Raw genomic sequence first — 15,564 nt, 5'->3', positions numbered from 1 at the left:
TTAGTCGACCCAGTCCTTCTTGAGGGTGCGCGACGCCCCGATCAGCAGGATCGCGGCCAGCACATAGAACCCCATGCCGGTATAGATGGCCCAGCGCAGGCTCTCCTCGCCGAAGCGCGGCGCCAGCAGGTCGCTCATCCAGCCGAAATAGTAGAAGCCGACCGCGATCCCGAGCAGATTGTTCAGCAGCAGGAACAGGGCCGAGGCCGTCGAGCGCATGGCCGCCGGCACCAGATGCTGGACCGCCGCCGTGATCGGGCCCAGCCAGGCTAGGTTCAATCCGGTCGGCAACAGGAAGATCAGGAAGGCCAGGGTCAGCTGCTGAACGTGGCTGCCGCCGCCGGGCAGAACCAGGCCGATCAGCCAGGGCGAGTTCATCGCCAGGATGAAGCACGGCGCCGAGATCAGGAAGGCGACGGCGGGCGTCAGCGGATAGGCGCCCTTGCCCTTCTTGGACAGCTTGTCGGCGATCATGCCGCCCAGCCAGATGCCCAGGATGCCGCCGATCAGGGCGATGCCGGAATAATAAATGCTGGTCTGTTTCAGGGTCAGGTCGAAGCTGCGCATGAAGAACAGCGGCAGCCAGCCGGCGACGCCATAGCCGCAGACCGACGATGAGGCCGCGCCCAGGCCCAGGAGCCAGAAACTGGGCTTCCTGATCACCACCGAAGCGGTGCGACGCGCGATCATCAGAGAAACGCCGATCACCACCGCCAGCAGGCCGCCGAACGCCAGCACCAGCGGATTGCCGAGCGACATGCCCATCAGCCAGCTCAAGGCGCCGAGGATCAGCAGACCGGCGCCGAGGCCCAGCATGATTTGGGCGGCGATCTTGCCGGCCCGGTCCGTGCCGACCGGCGCGGCTGTCAGGGCCGCGACCTGAGCCTCGGTCTTGATGGCGTCTGCGCCGCCCCGCCTGGGATCACGCACCGTCAGACGCAGCAGGGGCGCGACCAGCACGCCCAGCAGGCCGACGACGATGAAGGCGGTGCGCCAGCCGTAGGTCGCCGCCAGCAGGCCGCCGACCAGGGTTCCCGCCGCCATGCCCAGCGGAATGCCGAAGGCGAAGGCCGCCATGGCGCGCGCGCGCTGATGGGGCGGGAAGTAGTCGGCGATCAGCGAATAGGCCGGAGCCACGCCGCCCGCCTCGCCGATGCCCACGCCCATCCGGCACAGGAACAGTTGGCCGAACGAGCCGGCCATGCCGCACAGGGCGGTAAAGCCCGACCAGACGGCCAGGGCGCCGGTCATGATCCAGACCCGGCTGAACCGATCCGCCAGCCAGGCCAGGGGAATGGCCAATGTCGAATAGACCGAGGCGAAGGCGATGCCGCCCAACAGGCCGAACTGGCTGTCGGACATGCCGAACTCTTCCTTCAACGGCGCGGCCAGTATGCCGATGATCTGGCGATCCAGGAAGTTCAGCATGTAGATCAGGATCAGCACCGCCAGCACATAGTAGCGATAGCCGGGCCGCTCAGGCCGCTCGGGCCGCGCCTCCTGGACCGTCAGCGTCTCCGTCGTCATCGGCGTTTCCCCTCGGCGTCTTGTTGTTTGTTGAGGCGAGCCTAGCCGCAAGTCCGCCCTGTGCAAAATAGGCCTGGCGGAGCGAAAAGGGGCGGCGGCCCGGAGACCGCCGCCCCTCGTCGTCAGGCGTTAGGAATGGAGATCAGAAGCGATAGGTCAGGCGCGCCGAATAGGTGGTCGGCGGGCCGTAGAAGGCGCTGATCGAGTTGTTGTAGGTCGCGCCCGGGAAGCTGTAGCCGCCGACCTTGTAGCGAACGTCGGTCAGGTTGCGACCGAACAGGCCGACCTCCCAGCGCTTGCTCGGCGCCGTCCAGACCACGCTGGCGTCGGCCAGGACGTAACCCTTCTGATCCAGGATGGGATCGGGGGTGTCGAACAGGTGGTAGTCCGAACGGTAGGACAGCGACGGGGTGACGCGGATTTCACCACCCAGGATGTCGCCGCGCCAGGTCATGCCGTAATAGGCCGACCATTCCGGCGAGTTCTGCGGCTCGCGCGTGTTCGAGATATCGACCGGGGTGCCGGTGATGCGGGTGATGAACTCGTCGAACTCGTTCTTCAGATAGCCGACCGAGAAGTTGGCGGTGATGTCGCTGGTCAGATAGGCCGAGCCTTCCAGCTCGAAGCCGTAGATGGTCGAGGCGCCGGCGTTGTCGACGACCGAGGCGATGCCGACGGCGGGCGGCGTGGCCACCTGCTGGGTCGTGATCTGCTGGTCCTTGTAGTCCGAATAGAAGATCGCCGAGGCGAAGTTCATGCGGCGGTCGAAGGCCGAGCCCTTCAGGCCGACTTCATAGGTGGTGACCGTCTCGGGCTGATAGCCGTTGACCGTCTGGGGCACCAGGGCGGCGTCGCCGCGCATGTCCCAGCCGCCCGACTTGAAGCCCTGGCTGACGGAGGCGTAGCCGGTCATCTCGTCGCTGAAATCGTACGAGATGCTGGCGCGCGGCGTGAACTTCTCAAAGGTGTCCGAGGCCGTATAGTTGGTGCGGGTCGCAAAGACCGCGCGCGGCGTGCCGCCGGTCAGCGGGCTGCGCGTGGCGCCGAGATAGAACTGGCGCAGGACGGCGGCGTCCTTGTCGTCGCGGGTGTAACGGCCGCCCAGCGACAGGTGCAGACGATCGGTCAGATCATAGCTGAAGTCGCCAAAGATCGAGAAGGACTTGGTGTCCACCGATCCCGCCGCTGCAATCGACAGGCCCAGGTTGCCGGCGATGGTGTCGAAGACGCCTGACGACGTGCCGTCCAGATAATAGACGCCGGCCACGCCGGACCAGCGCTCGCCGGTGAATAGGGCCTGAAACTCCTGGCTGAACTGATGGTCGGCGTAGATAGCCGGCACATCCAGGGTCGGGTTCGGCGTCTGGTCGAAGTCGATGATGGTGGCCGTGTCGCCCGAACGATAGGCCGAGATCGACTTGAGGGTCAGCATGTCGTTGACCCGGTATTCGCCGGTCAGGGCCACGCCCTCGGTCACGACCTTCTGTTCGCCGGTGATGCCGGCGTAGGTGTCGTATTTGCCGGCCGGTGCGCGCCACAGGCCATCGGTCGAGGTGACCTCGCGGTGGCCGTGGCGGGGGCTGGAGTTGTCTTCGACCCGGTCCCAGGCCAGGCGGAAGAACAGTTTGTCGTTGGGCGTCCATTCCGCGCTGGCGCGATAGGCGGTGACGTCCTTGTCGTACTGGTCCTGACCCGTGTTCAGATTCTTGCCGTAGCCGTCGTGATTGTAGGTGGCGACGGCGCCGCCGATGGCGAAGGTCTGGCCAACCGGCACCGAGCCCGACAGCAGGAAGTTGTGCTCGTTATAGGCGCCGACCTCGGCGCGGGCGGTCAGGCTGGGGTCCTGCCCCAGACGTTTGGTGACGTACTTGATCGCGCCGCCGATGGTGTTGCGGCCGTACAGAGTGCCCTGCGGTCCGCGCAGCACCTCGATACGCGAGATGTCGAAGATGTCCAGTACCGCGCCCTGAGGACGGGCGACATAGACGTCGTCGACGTATAGACCCACGCCCGGCTCAAAGCCCCAGAGCGGATCCTGCTGGCCGACGCCGCGGATGAAGCTGATCAGGGTGGAGTTGGAGCCGCGCGCGATCTGGACCGTGGCGTTCGGCGTCTGCTGCTGCAGAGCCGTGATGTTGACGGCGCCCGTCTGTTCGAGCCGTTCAGCGCTGAGCGCCGAGACGGCGATCGGCACGTCCTTCAGCTGCTCGTCGCGCCGGCGGGCGGTGACGACGATGTCGTCGACGGTCGCCGCGCTCTGATCTGCATTCGCCGCCTGGGCTGCGGCCTCCGCGTCCTGGGCGACCGTGGCCCCCGCAAGCACGCCCCACGCCGCGCCGGCCAGCAGCGCGCACTTCACATGACGGTTCATGATCCTAGACCCCTTTGTCGTTTCCAGCCCGATGGACGCTTTTATTCAGCGTTCAATGATTTTCACGGAACCTACCCGGTTTCGGCCGTCTGTCAAACACTGGACTGACGCAGCGTCACTTGCCTCGCCGACCGTGGCGCCGTTGCACCGTCGCGGTCGTGCGCCTAGCCTTGCCGGATGAGCAAGCCGGACGCCGCCACCCTTCCCCGCCCCGTCGCCGCCGCGCGCCGCAAGGCGGCGGGTGCTGCCCCGGCGCGGCGCGGCCGGCCGCCCAAGACCGAGGCCAAGGCGGCGGGCGAGACGCGTGATCTGATCCTGGATGCGGCCGAGGACCTGTTTTCCAAACACGGCTTCTACGGCGTCACCATCCGCGAGGTGGCGCGCGAGGCGGGCGTCGATACGGCCCTGGTTCACTACTATTTCGGGGCCAAGCGCGAGCTGTTCGACGCGGTCTTCCTGCGCCGGGCCGAGGTCTGGAACGACGACCGTGTCGCCGCCATTGATCGCTATGCCGAGACGGCGGGCGACGACATGACGCTGGAGGGCTTGCTGGAAGCCTTCCTGCGGCCGCCGTTCGAATGGTCGCTGAAGGGCGGACCGGGCTGGAAACACTATTCCGCCCTGGTGGCCCAGACCAACGCCAACCCCAGCTTCGGCGGCGAGACGATGGCGCGCTATTTCGACCCGGCCATCCACCGGCTGATCGAGCTGATCGCCAAGGTGCTGCCGGGCGCCAGCGAGGTCGATCTGTACTGGGGCTATCACAATCTGTCGGGCGCCCTGACCCTGACGCTGGGCGAGACGGGGCGGCTGGACCGGCTGTCGAACGGGCGGGCGCGGTCCGGCGATCTTGAGACGGCCGGCGACTATATGGTCCGGTTCGCGGCGGCCGGTTTCCGCGCCGTGGCGGGAATGACCCCGCGCCAGGGCTGATCGGTCACGCCGGGGCGCTATCGCGCGCCCGACTTTCGCCCGGCCGAAAATCGTGGTTTCAAGGCGCGATCTTCCGACCGTGAAAGCCCCGATGACCGCCCCTGCCGCCGACCGCCGCCGCACCTTTTTGCGCGGTCTCATCGTCGCCGTTTTGGCAGGCGTCTTTCTGGCGGTGACCGGCGCCTTCGGCAGCGCAGGCGCGTCGCTGCCCGTGCGGCTGGCCTATTGGGTGCTGGTCATGGTGCTGGGCGGACTGTGGGGGCATCTGTGCGGCGTCGTGGTCAGCCGATTTCTGGATTCGGACGAGCGGCCGTGGCTGAGCATCGCGGTCATGGTCGTAATCATCACCGGGCCGCTGTGCGTGCTGGTCTGGGCGGCGACGGGCCTGTTCTTCGCCCAGAGACTCTATCCGCTGGCGGTGCTGCCGGAACTGGTCGTGCCCGTCGTGGTCATCACGGCGGCGGTGACGACGTTGAACGTCTTTCTGGGGCGGGCCGTGCCGGTCCAGACCCATGCGGCGCCGCCCGAGACAGCGTCCCGCCCGGTTCGGTTTCTGGACCGTCTGCCGATCAAGCTGAAAGGCGCGACGATCCGAGCGGTGCAGGCCGAGGACCATTATCTGCGCATCCACACCGACCGGGGATCGGACCTGATCCTGATGCGGCTGTCCGACGCGGTGGAAGAGCTGGAGGGGCTGGAGGGCGCCCAGACGCACCGCAGCTGGTGGGTGGCGCGTGAGGCGGTGCGCGCCGTCGAACGCGGCGACGGGCGCGCGACCCTGACGCTGGACGGCGGCCTGTCGGCCCCGGTCAGCCGCCGCTACGCCCGGATGCTGCGCGACGCCGAATGGTGGTGACGCTCTCTTTGAGCGCATGATTCACGCTTCGGACGGGGCCGCGTTGCGCCCCGATCCGAAACGATCACGCGCTAGGGCGCGGGCTGGGTGGTCAGCATCGACGCGGGCGCCGCGCAGCCGGTCAGTTCGTCGTCGCCGATCTCGACCTTGGCCGTCAGCGGATAGGTTCGGTCGCTCATGCCATCCGAACATTCGGTGGCGATCAGCACGACGTTCAGCGCCTTGTTCAGATTGGTCGAGCTGGCGAAGGTTGCGACCGTGCCCTGGACCGTCGCGCCATGGTTCGGCGCGCGCTGGGTCGGCTGATCGACGCGGGTGTAGATCAGGGCGTCCGGCGTGATCTCCACGCCCCAGAAGGGTTCGGTCCCCAGCGCCCGCACCGGCTGGCCCAGATCGACGCCGCCCAGGGTGACGGCGGCCTGGGGCTGCGGCGCCGGCTTGGGCTTGGACTCCTCGCGGTCGTAACAGGCGCTGAGCGAGAGGCCGGCAAGGGCGATGACAATTGGGGCGATGGCGAACGGGGCGGCGGCGAGCGGAATGAGGCGCATGACGGCTCCTTTTGGTTCGGGCGCAGGTGAGGTCCCCGCCGCCCTCGGTCAAGGGGCGCGGCTGGGTTATGCTGATCCCATGTCGATTCGCCCCACCGCATTCGAGTTCTTCGCCGGGGGCGGTCTGGCGGGGCTGGGACTGTCCGCCGCCGGCATCGACACCGTCTTCGCCAACGACATGGACGCGGCCAAGGCGCGCGCCTTCAAAGCCAATCATCCGCATACCCCGTTTCGTCAGGGCGATGTCTGGAGCCTGACCGTCGACGATCTGCCGGGGCGGCCGGACATGGCCTGGGCCTCGTCGCCCTGTCAGGATGTCAGCTTGGCAGGCGCGCGCCGCGGGCTGGAGGCTGGGCGGTCCGGCGCCTTCTGGGGCTTCTGGCGGCTGATGCAGGGGCTGGCGGCCGAGGGACGCGGCCCGCGCGTGATCGTGCTGGAGAACGTCATCGGCCTGCTGACCTCAGGGCCCGGGACCGAAGTGGGGCGAGATTTCGCGGCCGTCTGCACGGCGATGGTCGAGGCGGGCTATACGGTCGGCGCGCTGGAGATGGACGCCGCCCATTGGCTGCCCCAGTCGCGCCCGCGTCTTTTCGTCGTGGCCAGTCAGGGCGAGGCCCCGCGCGCGGCCGGTCCGACCCAGCCCTTCCATTCAGCGCGTCTGGTCGCCGCCCACGCGCGGCTGCCCGAGGCGGTGAAGGCGGCCTGGGCGTGGTGGTCGCTGCCTGCGCCGTCGCAGCGCAATCTGGACCTGGCGGCCATGCTGGAGCCCGACGACGCCGTCTGCTGGCTAGATGATGCGGACGCCATCCTGGCCCTGACCGCGCCGCTGCACCGCGCCCGGATCGCGTCGGCCCTGGCGTCTGGCCAGCGCTGCGTCGGCGCCGCCTATCGCCGGGTGCGGACCGAGAACGGCCGCAAGGTCCAGCGGCTGGAAATCCGGTTCGATGGTCTGGCCGGATGCCTGAGGACGCCGGCCGGCGGCTCGTCGCGGCAATATGTGGTGGTGTGCGATCGGGGCTTGGCGCGGGTTCGGCGTCTGACCGGGCGCGAGGCCGCGCGGCTGATGGGCGTGTCTGACGACTATCGGTTGCCGTCGAGCGAAAGTGCGGCACTGAAGCTGATGGGCGATGCGGTAGCCGTCCCGGTGGTCAGGGCGCTGGCGGAGGGGCTGTTGCTGCCCGCGCTGCTGGATCGGCGCGCGGCGGCCTAATCGGGCGACGGCGGCGGAATTGCACCCCGACGAAAAAGGGTGCAATGCGTGCAATCTCACGTCAGCATATTGTTTTTGATGGAATAAAACTCGGCGTTTAATTGCACCCCTATAAGAAAGTGCAATTCCCTCAGTGAAGTTGGACTCCGAAAAACAGCCCAACGAGTCCAAGTCGTGCGGATGGCGATTTCAAAGACCGGGCCGGCATCATAACCCGGTCTGGGGTCGCGCGAAGGAAGATGACGATCCAGCGGCCTAATGAACTGAAAAGGCCGCGTTTCTTTTCGCACAATAGGACGGGTGGGCTGTCCGAGAAGGCTTGAGGCCTCGCAGATCGTGCCTGACCCGCCGTGGACCCTCGGGACAAGCCCGAGGGTGACGGTCTTTTTTGCCTTAGCGCTGGACCCACTGGCCCTGGGCGTTGCGGTACCATTGGCCTGAGGAGATGCGGGGCAGCAACTGGGCCTCAAACATCCGGGCGCCGGCGACATCCGCCGAGGTGCCGGCGTCGGCGGCGCTGCGGGCGTAGGCGGCGCGGCGGCCGGAATTGGTGGCGTCCACGGCGGCGCGCAGGCTGGCGTCCGAGGTCGGGGTGCGGAAGCCCAGATAACCGTCGGCCTGTTCGCCCACGACGCCGGCGGCCTTGGCCTGGTCGATCTGCGCCTTCTGGGCGCTGGTCTGGGCGAGGGCGGCGCCCGCGACGCCCAGGGCCGCGAGGGCGGCGCCGATGACGAAGAGTTTGCGGAAGGTCATGTCAGCCTGTCCCTTTCAGAGAGAAGCGGGAAATCAGAAGAGGTTGGGGTTCTGCTGCAACAGCTGCTGCAGCTCCTGGTCCAGACGAACGCGCACGTCGGCGTTCAGCTTGGCGTAGATCTGGATCGGCGCGACCTCAAGACGGATGGTCGGGGCGCAGGCCGCGAGAGCGACGACGACGGCTCCCAAACCGAGGCCGGCCAGTTGGCGCTTGTGGATCATGACATGGGCTCCGGTTCGGCCGAGGGTGATGTCTCTAATAGCACGCCGCCCAATGAACGCGCGCTGAATGGTGAAGTTCAATCGCCAGACGCGGGAATGGGCGCCGGGACGGGCGCGGGCGTCGCCTCCTGCTGACCCTGACGGGCGCGATTGACGGCCAGCAGATCCGAGATCAGCTGGTTGGCGTTCAGGGTCGTGTCCAGCGTCAGGTCGATCTGGGTGTTGGACGGCAGCGGCAGTTTGCGGTTCAGGAACTGGCGGCTGATCAGTTCGCCGATCGTCAGGCGAAGCTCCTGGCGTTTGGGCGGATCGTGGCGGCCGCGAATATGGAACAGGACCGCCAGACGCCCGCCGTCCAGGCTGTTCACATCGGCGCTGAGCTGATCGAAGGACAGGTTTTCCATCGCCTGATAGGCCAGGTCCTCGACGACGTTTTCCGACACCTCGCCGCCCCCGCCGCTGGCGGCGACGTCGGTCAGGACGTCCCGCTTGATCGACAGGCGGCCCGGCTGCACGGCCTCCAGCTTGCCGGCGGTGATCTTGAGCCCGCGCTTGGGGTCCATGATGAAGGGCAGGCGGCCCGAGACGACGGCGTCCAGCTGAACCTTGTCGTCAAAGCCGGTGTCGGCGACAATATCGCCAAGCTGCACCCGGTCCAGCACGATCACGCCGCTGTAGGGCTGGGTCGCGTCCAGCGGGACGGTGAAGGGCTCGACCGAGACGGTCCCGCCGCCGGCGACGACCTGAGCGCCGTCGATCAGCACCCCGGCCTCGTTGATCGAGAAGGTCACATCCAGCGCCGTGACCGCCGTGCCGACGGCCAGGCTGTCGGCCGTCAGCTTCTGGTTCGACGCGGTGATCAGGGGTGTCAGGCTGCTGAAGACGATGTCGCCGCGCAGCCCCTTCACCGCCCCGACCGGACTGATGAAATCCAGGCCCGGCGTGACCAGATGGCCGCTGGATGTCGGTTCGGCGTCCTTGGTCCAGTCGAAACGCCCGTCGAAGCTGACGGCGCCTTCGACCGGCGACTGCAGGAAGTCGGCGGCGAGCGGGCTGAGCATCGCCGGCTGAAGCCCATGCTCGGCGAAGGTCACGTTCGGGGCGGTGATGACGATGCCGCCCGACCCGGTGCGACCGTCGTGCGCCAGGGTCAGGCGACCGAGACCATAGGCGGCGGCCGCGCCCGTGCCCTTCAGATCGAAGGCGCCGCTCCAGCGTTCGTTGGCCAGCGTCGCAGATCCTGTGGCCGAAAGCGGTTCGAACCGTTCCGGCGTCAGGGCGTCGATGACACGGGCGGCGGCCACATTGGCGGTCAGGCCGATGCCCGCCTTGGTCCCGTCGACCGTGACACGGCCCGCGGCGTCGGCGAACCGCATGCCGAGGAAGGGCGCCTCGGCCGACACTTGGCTGAACCCGCCCGCGATGCGCCAGACGCCGTCCTTGGACGTCAATAGCGGACCGCCCTGGGGACACAGTTTGCCGGCGACCTGGTGGACGTCGTTCTCGTCAAGCTCCAGCCGCTCGACGGTCAGGTCGACGCAGTCCGATGTCGCATAGGTCAGCCGGCCGGCGTTCAGGGCCAGGACGCCGCGCGTCCGGGCGTCGATGCCGCGCGCCAGGTCGAAATCCAGTCGGGCGCGACCGTCCAGCGTCGCTTCGAACCCGCCGTCGGTCAGGCGCCAGTTCGGGACCGCGACGGACATTTCCGGCAGGCCCTTGCCGCGCGTTGCGGTAAGGGTCAGCGCCCCGCCGCCGAGCCGTCCCGGCTCGGCCTGATAGGCGCCGCCCTGACCCTGAGCCACCGTCAGGACGCCGCCGTTGGCGGGCGTCAGGGTCACGGGACGCGGCAGGGATACGGTCGTGCCGGCCGCGCCCGTGGCGAAGCGGACGGCGGGCGCATTCAGGGCGAAGCGTCCCAGCGCGCGCTTCATCTCGGCCAGCTCGGCGATGTCGTCGGCGCCCACCGCGCCGAAAAGGGGCCAGGCGCCGTCCGCGGCGCGAAGCGATCCGTTCGCCGCGATCTGAATCCCGCCGTCGCTGACCACGTCCAAGTCCACATCGGCGCGACCGCGCTTCAGCGCCAGGTCGCCGAAACCGAAACGGTCGAAGGTCGCGCTCAAAGGCCCAGTCGCCTCGAAGGCCGCGTCCTTGCCGCCCAAGGCCAGGTCGCGCGACGTCAACGACAGTCCGCCGATCGTCGTCTGACCCGTCCGTCCCGAACCGGCGGTCAGGGCCAGCGGCCCCTGCATGCGCCAGCGCACGGCGTCGTCGCGCGATACCGTCAGCTTGCCGCGCGTCGCCGTCGCGGCGACATCGGCGATGCGCAGGTCCGCGCCCTCGACGGCCGCCGCCTCCAGCGCGGTGGTGACTTCGCCGTCCAGCCGGAAGGTTTCGATCCAGCCGGAGACGACGCCGTCGAACCGGGCGGCGACATCGGCGCTGCGGGCGCTTAGCGTCGGGGTTCCCAGGCGATCGCCCGTCAGACGAGCGTCCAGAACCGCCCGGCCGTCGCCGCGCCGCGTCTTCAGATCCGGATAGGGCAGGTCGCCGGTCAGCGTCAGCGCCGCCCCCTGCCCTCGGGCCGCCGCTGTCGTGAAGCTGTCGGCGGCGGCCGACAGCTTGATCGCCATCCGGTCGCCGGTCGTGGTCAGATCCAGCAAGCCGGTCAGGCCCTGGGCCTGCGTCTCCCCGCTCTTCAGCGCGGCCTTCGGCAGCCTCCCCGCCAGCCGCATCAGCTTGCCGTCGTCGATCCGGGCGTCAGCCAGCAGGTCGACCGGTCCGTATTCCGTATTCAACCGCCCGCGACCGCCCTCGACGAGGACCAGGGGCCCGCGCGAATCCGGACGCGGCGGTCCGCCGGTGAACTCCTTGATCAGCGGATCCAGCGAGCCGAACGACAGTTTTCCGCCCTTCCAGCTGGCCCGGACGACCGGTCGCACCAGGCGGATGCGGCTGGGGGTGACGCCCAGGCCCGACCTGGACCACGGCAGGGCGACGGCGTAATCGACCTCGGCCCGCTCGACCACGACATCCGGATTGTCGGGATCGCCGATGCGGATGCGGCCGACGAAGCCGTCGATCTCGATCCGCTCCACCTCGACATCGGCCGGAATCCCGCGCTGGTCCAGCCAGCCGACGAGGACATTGCGGGCCACCGCGCGGCGATTGAGATAGATCAGGGCGGCCGCCACGCCGATCAGCAGCGCCAGGATCAGAATCCCGACGGCGACCGCGCGCAGGATGCGACGGGTCTTGGCCTGCGGCTTTGGCTTTGGCTTGGACGGTGTGTCGGTCAAACGGATCGATCGCGTGATTGAAACAGCGGGCCGTCCACCTTGGTCATCCTTGTCCCCAGCACAAGATCAAAGCATGACGGTCGGTCTTCGGCGCCCGTCTCCTGCCGGTCAAGCTGGGCCAGATAACGGCGAATCGGCCGGTCGGGATCCCTGCACCGTCGAGCTTTGTCTGACGCACGTTAACCGTTTGTAACGGTCTGCTTTCCAAAATGAGACAAGCGCGGTATAGGACCGCCTTCGCGCCACGGGCGATACGGCGCGATCTTCGAGAACGAGTAAAGCTTTGGCGCCGAAGGCGTCGCAATACGACGGGGACCGATGGCTCAGTTCGACCCACGCCGCCAGCCGATGCGGCTCGCGCCGCACATGCTTACGGCGGCGGCTGCAATCTCGGTGGCGATGCTCGCTGGTCGAGCCTACCAACCCGCTCAGGCCGAAGAAGTTCCCGCCCTGACCTCGGCCCAGATGGCGGCCATGGAAGCCAAGGCCTTCGCCGCCGCCAATGCGCCCGCCGGCCTGACCGCGCCCGAGGCCGTCAACGTCCAGATCCGCCGTGGTGAAACCTTTGAACAGGCCGTGCGCCGCACCGGCGTCGCCCCCGAAGAAGCCAGCGCCGTCGCCGCCACCGTCGCCAACGCCTTCGATCTGGCGGATCTGCGCGCCGGACTGAAGTTCGAAACCGCCATCGCCAAACCGCGCAACGGCCGGGGCGACGCTCGTCTGATCGGCCTGACCATGCGCACCGGCCCGGCGTCGCAACTGACCGTGTCGCGCAGCTTCGACGGCGCCCTGCGCCTGCGTTCGCTGGAAGAAAAAGTCACCCACGAGACCGTCGTCCTGAAGGGCGATGTCGAGCGCAGCCTGTCCGCCAGCGCGCGTGAACTGGGCGCCACCGCCTCCATCGTCCGCTCGGCCAGCCGCCTGTTCGCCACCAAGTTCGACATGCAGCGCGACATTCGCGCCTCCGACGAGTTCACCATGGTCTTCGACCGTGAAGTGACCGAGGCCGGCCGCACGGTGGACGTGGGCGACCTGATGTACGCCGAACTGCGCGGCGTCACCTTCTATCGTTTCAAGCCCGCCGGCGCGAAGGAGGCCCAGTTCTTCGATTCCAACGGCAAGAACCTGCGCTCCGCCATGATGCGTACGCCGCTGCAGAACTTCCGCCGTGTGTCCTCGGGCTTCGGTTTCCGTACGCACCCGATCTCGGGCTACAAGAAGATGCACCAGGGCATCGACTTCGCCGCCGGAACCGGCACGCCGGTCGTGGCCCCCGCCGACGGCGTGGTGGTCGAGGCGCGCCGCTGGGGCGGTTACGGCAACTGGCTGCGTATCCGCCACAACAACGGTCTGGAAAGCGGCTACGGCCACCTGTCGCGCTACGGCTCGGGCATCCGCGCCGGCCAGCGGGTCAGCCAGGGTCAGATCGTCGCTTATGTCGGTTCGACCGGCGCCTCGACCGGTCCGCACCTTCACTATGAGCTATGGCGCAACGGCCAGCGGATCAATCCGGCCGGCGTGCGGACCCAGGAGGGCACCGAACTGGCCGGCGCCGACCTCGCCGCCTTCCGCGCCGAAAAGGCCCGCATCGACCGCATCATCGCCTCGGGCGGTCAAAAGCGCCCGGCCATGCAGCAGGCCTCGGCCGAAGGCCTGCGTCCCGCCCGCGGCTAAGGGTCAGCCGACCAGACGCGGGGTCGCGCGCCCCGGCGTCGGGCAGGACAGGCCGTGGACCGTCACATCGGCCTCGCCCAGCTTCAGGCCCAACAGGTCCAGCACGGGATTGAGCGCGCCGTCCAGCACCGGCCCCAGCGGCTCCAGCAGCCGCCCCAGGGCCCTGGTCAAGTCGCCGAATCCCAGGCCCAGGCCGATCACGTTCACATCCACGTCCAGCCGAGCCAGCAGGCTGGCCACCGCCCCGCTGGCGAAACCGCGTGAGGCCATGGTCTTGGTGCGCTGATCGTCGATGTCGCCCGCGTCGAACCTCAGCGGCCTGAAACCGGCGTCCGCCGCCTCGACATCCGCCTTGCCGGTGATGCTGACCAGACCCAGCACCGACAGCAGGGTCGCGCGCTGGGGCGCCAGCGGGGTCTTAAAGTCGCCCAGCCTGGCCTCGTCCACCACCCCGATCGATGCGCGCGCCAGACCCGGCCGCACATCGACCTCGACCGCGTGCGCCGGATCGCAGGACAGCGACTTCAGCCGCGCCTCGGACGCCGCCAGTTCGATCAGAATCGGCAGTTCGACCCGCGCCAGACTCGACAGGGATTGCGCCGTCCTGGCCCGCACATAGAGCCGCGCCTGGGCCGTGCGGATGATCGGCTGGCCGTCGGCCGTCACCGTCAGCCAGGCGGAGCGATTGGGCCGTTCGCCGATCGCCAGGCTGGTCTTCAGATCGGCCAGCCCCGCCGGCACGCCCAGGTTCAGCGCGACCTGCCGATCCCCGCCCCCGACCTCCAGCATGGCCATGACCAGATCCATGGCCGAGACCGAGGCGTCCAGCCCTTCGCGGATCCCGTCCGGCGCGCGCGCCTCCAGCCCGATCAGGTCGCCCAACCGGACCTTTGTCCCGACCGAGGCCGAAGCCAGCTTGCCCAGCGCCCCGCCGTCCTGGCCGCCCGCCACCCGCTCCAGCACCCTCAGCGCACGGCCGGCGTCGACCTGGGTCGCCAGAAGCCGGTCGTAGTCGCCGACCTGAACGCCCAGATCGGTCGCCAGGGCGTCGGTGAACCCCAGCAGATTGACGTCCAGATCGATCAGACGACGATAGTCCATGACGCTGAGCGACACCTTGGAGCCGGTCAAGCCGCCGAGCAGCTGGTTGGCCACGCCGCCGTCCAGTCGCGCGAGACGCGACCCGATCGAGATCATGGCCTTGGGCGTCGCCCCGCCCGTCGTCGCCGTGGCCCGGCGGGTGACCCGCACCTGATCGCGGCCCAGCAACAGCGGCGTGAAGAACATCGGCGCCCGGCTGGTGACCTCGACCCGCGCGGCGTTCGGCTTCACGCCGCCCGTCATGAACCGGTCATTGCGCGCCTTGGCCGGATCGGGCGTATAGACGCCCAGCGCCGTCGCCACCGTGACCGAGACGTCGGGCGCGACATTGGCTTCGACCGTCGCCTGGGCCGCGCGCGAGACTGCGCCCTCGCCCTGCGCCAGGTTTCGCACCGCCGACAGCGCCGCGAGATCCGCCGCCCCCTGAACCCGGCGCGTGTGCAGGACCAGAACGCCCAGGTCGATCACCGCCGCCGTGAACAGACACAACAGACCGCCCGCGACCGCCGCGATCACCGCCACCGCCCCGCGCCGATCGGCGCCGAACCGGAGCCGCAGACAAGGCGCCCGGACGCTCATCAGTAATCGCCCACATGGATGACCGCCGAGCGCCGAATAACGGACGGCGGACGCGGCAGCATCCCGCCCAGCGCCATGATCAGGCTGTCGCTGGCGTCATAAACCACGACGACCCGCAGTCGGCCGGCGTCCTCCCTCACCTCGATGGTCGTGTGATCGGGGTTCAGCGCCACGCCCCGCACCACCTCGCTGACCTCGCGCCGCGCCAGACCGTCGCGCTCGGCCGCGTCCAGCCCTCCGATCGCCGCCCGGGCGCCCTCGGCTTGGTCCGCGCCAAAGGCAAACGCTGGATGTTTCTGCCGCTGCCCTCCGTGCCAGAAACGGGTGACCTGACGGTTACGGCCGACATCCCGCGCATCACACGAGGCTGACATGGCCATCCTGGGGGGGGAAAGGAGCGACGGCGATAACAACGATCGTGATGATCGCCATCGCCCCACATGTCAGCGCGTCCAACCTGTCGAACGTGCCCACTGACGTGCCCCTGAGTTTTC

12 protein-coding genes are annotated in these 15,564 nt (G+C 68.5%); 4 read left to right on the top strand and 8 right to left on the bottom strand.

Annotated features, from left to right (window positions below; genetic code table 11):
- Together VH88_RS00255 and VH88_RS00250 are read right to left on the bottom strand one after the other, a co-directional pair.
- Window positions 1-1,527, bottom strand: a complete 1,527-nt coding sequence (locus VH88_RS00255) for an MFS transporter (RefSeq protein ID WP_045809473.1) — start codon at window positions 1,525-1,527, stop codon at window positions 1-3.
- A gap of 142 nt (window positions 1,528-1,669) precedes the next feature.
- Entirely contained in the window at window positions 1,670-3,898 is a 2,229-nt protein-coding gene (locus tag VH88_RS00250) for a TonB-dependent receptor (RefSeq protein ID WP_045809472.1), read from the bottom strand.
- Window positions 3,899-4,075: 177 nt separating this feature from the next.
- Between VH88_RS00250 and VH88_RS00245 the strand changes: the two genes are divergently transcribed.
- Together VH88_RS00245 and VH88_RS00240 are read left to right on the top strand one after the other, a co-directional pair.
- The gene (locus VH88_RS00245) at window positions 4,076-4,831 is read left to right on the top strand and encodes a TetR/AcrR family transcriptional regulator (RefSeq protein ID WP_045809471.1); all 756 of its coding nucleotides are present in this window, start codon (window positions 4,076-4,078) and stop codon (window positions 4,829-4,831) included.
- 91 nt (window positions 4,832-4,922) lie between these two features.
- Entirely contained in the window at window positions 4,923-5,687 is a 765-nt protein-coding gene (locus tag VH88_RS00240) for a LytTR family DNA-binding domain-containing protein (RefSeq protein WP_045809470.1), read from the top strand.
- A 71-nt stretch (window positions 5,688-5,758) separates the two neighbouring features.
- Here VH88_RS00240 and VH88_RS00235 read toward each other — a convergent pair whose 3' ends face one another.
- Window positions 5,759-6,235 (bottom strand): COG3650 family protein, encoded by a 477-nt coding sequence (locus VH88_RS00235; protein WP_045809469.1) that lies wholly within the window; start codon window positions 6,233-6,235, stop codon window positions 5,759-5,761.
- Between the two features lie 79 nt (window positions 6,236-6,314).
- Between VH88_RS00235 and VH88_RS00230 the strand changes: the two genes are divergently transcribed.
- The gene (locus VH88_RS00230) at window positions 6,315-7,445 is read left to right on the top strand and encodes a DNA cytosine methyltransferase (RefSeq protein WP_045809468.1); all 1,131 of its coding nucleotides are present in this window, start codon (window positions 6,315-6,317) and stop codon (window positions 7,443-7,445) included.
- Between the two features lie 393 nt (window positions 7,446-7,838).
- Here the strand turns inward: VH88_RS00230 and VH88_RS00225 are convergent, their stop codons facing one another.
- The 3 genes from VH88_RS00225 to VH88_RS00215 form a co-directional block, all read right to left on the bottom strand.
- Window positions 7,839-8,198, bottom strand: a complete 360-nt coding sequence (locus tag VH88_RS00225; RefSeq protein ID WP_045809467.1) for a DUF1318 domain-containing protein — start codon at window positions 8,196-8,198, stop codon at window positions 7,839-7,841.
- A 33-nt stretch (window positions 8,199-8,231) separates the two neighbouring features.
- Entirely contained in the window at window positions 8,232-8,420 is a 189-nt protein-coding gene (locus VH88_RS00220) for a YnbE family lipoprotein (RefSeq protein ID WP_045809466.1), read from the bottom strand.
- Window positions 8,421-8,497: 77 nt separating this feature from the next.
- Window positions 8,498-11,716 (bottom strand): YdbH domain-containing protein, encoded by a 3,219-nt coding sequence (locus tag VH88_RS00215; protein ID WP_082064311.1) that lies wholly within the window; start codon window positions 11,714-11,716, stop codon window positions 8,498-8,500.
- A gap of 318 nt (window positions 11,717-12,034) precedes the next feature.
- Between VH88_RS00215 and VH88_RS00210 the strand changes: the two genes are divergently transcribed.
- Window positions 12,035-13,390 (top strand): M23 family metallopeptidase, encoded by a 1,356-nt coding sequence (locus VH88_RS00210; RefSeq protein ID WP_045809465.1) that lies wholly within the window; start codon window positions 12,035-12,037, stop codon window positions 13,388-13,390.
- Window positions 13,391-13,393: 3 nt separating this feature from the next.
- On the opposite strand, the gene VH88_RS00205 is transcribed toward VH88_RS00210, so the two are convergent.
- Window positions 13,394-15,070 carry a TadG family pilus assembly protein gene (locus tag VH88_RS00205; RefSeq protein WP_045809464.1) on the bottom strand — a complete coding sequence of 559 codons (1,677 nt, stop codon included), beginning with the start codon at window positions 15,068-15,070 and terminating at the stop codon, window positions 13,394-13,396.
- Window positions 15,070-15,444 carry a hypothetical protein gene (locus VH88_RS00200; protein WP_156146708.1) on the bottom strand — a complete coding sequence of 125 codons (375 nt, stop codon included), beginning with the start codon at window positions 15,442-15,444 and terminating at the stop codon, window positions 15,070-15,072. The genes VH88_RS00205 and VH88_RS00200 overlap by 1 nt, the downstream gene beginning before the upstream one ends.
- Window positions 15,445-15,564 lie beyond the last annotated feature (120 nt).

Source organism: Brevundimonas sp. KM4 (assembly GCF_000964075.1).
Taxonomy (GTDB): domain Bacteria; phylum Pseudomonadota; class Alphaproteobacteria; order Caulobacterales; family Caulobacteraceae; genus Brevundimonas; species Brevundimonas huaxiensis.
Note: the sequence above shows the minus strand (reverse complement) of the source record. Positions and strands in the feature narration are given on the sequence as shown.

Bases quoted from the DNA above. Each gene is read 5' to 3' on its own strand.
- VH88_RS00255 (WP_045809473.1), bottom strand. From the start codon at position 1,527: ATGACGACGGAGACGCTGACGGTCCAGGAGGCGCGGCCCGAGCGGCCT.
- VH88_RS00250 (WP_045809472.1), bottom strand. From the start codon at position 3,898: ATGAACCGTCATGTGAAGTGCGCGCTGCTGGCCGGCGCGGCGTGGGGC.
- VH88_RS00245 (WP_045809471.1), top strand. From the start codon at position 4,076: ATGAGCAAGCCGGACGCCGCCACCCTTCCCCGCCCCGTCGCCGCCGCG.
- VH88_RS00240 (WP_045809470.1), top strand. From the start codon at position 4,923: ATGACCGCCCCTGCCGCCGACCGCCGCCGCACCTTTTTGCGCGGTCTC.
- VH88_RS00235 (WP_045809469.1), bottom strand. From the start codon at position 6,235: ATGCGCCTCATTCCGCTCGCCGCCGCCCCGTTCGCCATCGCCCCAATT.
- VH88_RS00230 (WP_045809468.1), top strand. From the start codon at position 6,315: ATGTCGATTCGCCCCACCGCATTCGAGTTCTTCGCCGGGGGCGGTCTG.
- VH88_RS00225 (WP_045809467.1), bottom strand. From the start codon at position 8,198: ATGACCTTCCGCAAACTCTTCGTCATCGGCGCCGCCCTCGCGGCCCTG.
- VH88_RS00220 (WP_045809466.1), bottom strand. From the start codon at position 8,420: ATGATCCACAAGCGCCAACTGGCCGGCCTCGGTTTGGGAGCCGTCGTC.
- VH88_RS00210 (WP_045809465.1), top strand. From the start codon at position 12,035: ATGGCTCAGTTCGACCCACGCCGCCAGCCGATGCGGCTCGCGCCGCAC.
- VH88_RS00205 (WP_045809464.1), bottom strand. From the start codon at position 15,070: ATGAGCGTCCGGGCGCCTTGTCTGCGGCTCCGGTTCGGCGCCGATCGG.
- VH88_RS00200 (WP_156146708.1), bottom strand. From the start codon at position 15,444: ATGTCAGCCTCGTGTGATGCGCGGGATGTCGGCCGTAACCGTCAGGTC.